The sequence below is a fragment of the Bacillus sp. MBGLi79 genome (genome assembly GCF_002953915.1).
Genome location: NZ_CP026521.1, coordinates 3,471,571 through 3,474,031, shown reverse-complemented (window position 1 = coordinate 3,474,031; position 2,461 = coordinate 3,471,571). Strand labels below are relative to the sequence as shown.

The window sequence follows — 2,461 nt, the reverse complement described above, 5'->3', positions numbered from 1 at the left end:
TCTTTCCAAAGTGCTTCCGGAAGACTTGCTTCGCTTCGGTCTGATCCCTGAATTCATCGGCCGTCTCCCGATCATCGCAAGCCTTGAACCACTCGATGAAAAAGCGCTGGTTGAAATTTTAACAAAACCGAAAAACGCACTTGTTAAACAATATAGAAAAATGCTTGAGCTGGATGATGTGGAGCTTGTATTTGAAGACGAAGCGCTCACAGAAATCGCTAAAAAAGCAATTGAACGTAAAACAGGAGCACGCGGACTTCGTTCCATTATCGAAGGAATCATGCTCGACGTGATGTTCGATCTGCCGTCACGCGAGGATATTGAAAAATGCGTGATTACAGGCAAAACCGTCACTGACGGCGAACCGCCGCGTCTCATTATGAAAGACGGCACGGTCGTCAATAAAGACAAAAAAACTTCAGCATAATGCAGAGAACCTCCTAGCCAAAGGAGGTTCTTTTTTGCATTTGGAAACCGTCGCCATACAGAAAAAAGTGACGGTTCGAAAAGCAAAATTATCCCTTTCTGTACGTTTATTCCCTCCGTGATCAGGAAATACTATCTGACATACTTAAAGATACGAAACCATTTCAGGAGGGACCATCAGTTGAGCTGGACGAGCATTGCACTTTTTGTACAACTATTTTTCGGGATCATCATCGGATTATATTTTTGGAATCTGCTCAAGAATCAAAGAACCCAAAAGGTTACGATAGACAGAGAGTCCAAAAAAGAGATGGAACAGCTCCGGAAAATGAGATCAATCCATTTATCAGAACCGTTATCAGAAAAGGTAAGGCCGACAGCTTTTAAAGACATCGTCGGCCAAGAGGACGGCATTAAAGCGCTGAAAGCCGCCCTTTGCGGACCAAATCCGCAGCATGTCATTATTTACGGCCCTCCAGGTGTAGGGAAAACCGCAGCTGCAAGGCTTGTCCTCGAAGAAGCGAAAAAGAACAAGCGCTCACCGTTCCAGGAACATTCCGTCTTTGTCGAGCTTGACGCGACAACGGCCCGCTTCGACGAGCGGGGAATCGCCGACCCGTTGATCGGATCGGTCCACGATCCGATTTATCAGGGTGCCGGAGCGATGGGGCAGGCCGGAATTCCTCAGCCAAAGCAGGGAGCCGTTACGCATGCGCACGGCGGGGTATTATTCATCGACGAAATCGGAGAGCTTCATCCGATTCAAATGAATAAAATGCTGAAGGTGCTTGAAGATCGGAAAGTGTTTTTGGAAAGCGCCTATTACAGTGAAGAAAACACGCAAATCCCCAAACACATCCACGACATTTTTCAAAACGGGCTGCCGGCGGATTTCAGACTGATCGGCGCGACGACGAGGATGCCTGACGAAATCCCGCCAGCGATTCGGTCGAGATGTCTGGAAGTGTTCTTCCGCGACCTTGAAAAGCAAGAATTAAAAACGGTCGTCAAAAAAGCGGCTGATAAGATTGAGAAGAAAGTCGCAGAGGAAGGACTTGACCTGTTGACGCGGTATGCGAGAAACGGCCGCGAAGTCGTCAATATGATGCAAATCGCCGCCGGAATGGCTTTGACTGAAGAGCGCGACGAGGTGACGGTTGAAGATATCGAATGGGTGATCCATTCGAGCCAGCTGACACCGAAATACGAACAAAAAATCGCCTCCAAACCGCAGGTCGGCATCGTCAACGGACTTGCCGTCCACGGCCCTAACAGCGGTTCGCTGCTCGAAATTGAAGTCACAGTCAACAAGGCTGCTGATAAGGGATCGATTAATATCACAGGCATCGCAGAAGAAGAGAATATCGGCAACCAGTCAAAATCGATCCGACGGAAAAGCATGGCGAAAGGGTCGGTCGAAAATGTCATGACTGTATTGCGGACAATGGGAGTAAAAGCTTCGGATTATGATATTCACGTGAATTTCCCCGGCGGTATCCCGGTTGACGGACCATCTGCAGGAATTGCCATGGCGGCGGGCATTTTCTCCGCCATTCATAAGGTTCCGATAGACCATACTGTCGCCATGACGGGGGAAATCAGCCTGAACGGCCGGGTAAAGCCGATCGGCGGCGTGATTCCGAAAATCAAAGCGGCCAAGCATGCGGGGGCAAAAACGGTTATTATTCCGCACGAAAATGTCCAGTCGATTTTAAAGCGGATAGAAGGCGTACATATCATTCCCGTCAAAACCTTGCAGGAAGTGCTGGACCTTGCATTGGTTAACCCTCCTTCAGAAATGCCTGACGGCGCTCAGATGAAAAGAGAATCCGTATAAATCCCCATCATTTCAGATGGGGATTTTTTTCGGGCCGGTTTTCTCCGACAGGCGCCGGCATGTTTTCTTAGCGGAGGACATCTTTTCCTTTTTCAGAACTGAAAGAAAGGGTATACTACAGGAGACCCTTTTTATTTCGCCGGGCTTACAATTGTACAGGGATAAAAAAAGTATATTATAATGGTTCATACTAAAGTT

General features: G+C 48.0%; 1 protein-coding gene and 1 pseudogene. Both read left to right on the top strand.

The genetic code is table 11. The features are described 5' to 3' along the window. A pseudogene (locus C1T29_RS17750) lies at positions 1–427 on the top strand (ATP-dependent Clp protease ATP-binding subunit ClpX); the annotation flags it as partial. A gap of 180 nt (positions 428–607) precedes the next feature. Beyond that, complete coding sequence (lonB, locus tag C1T29_RS17745) at positions 608–2,263, top strand: ATP-dependent protease LonB (protein ID WP_096748266.1); 1,656 nt, start codon at positions 608–610, stop codon at positions 2,261–2,263. Positions 2,264–2,461 lie beyond the last annotated feature (198 nt).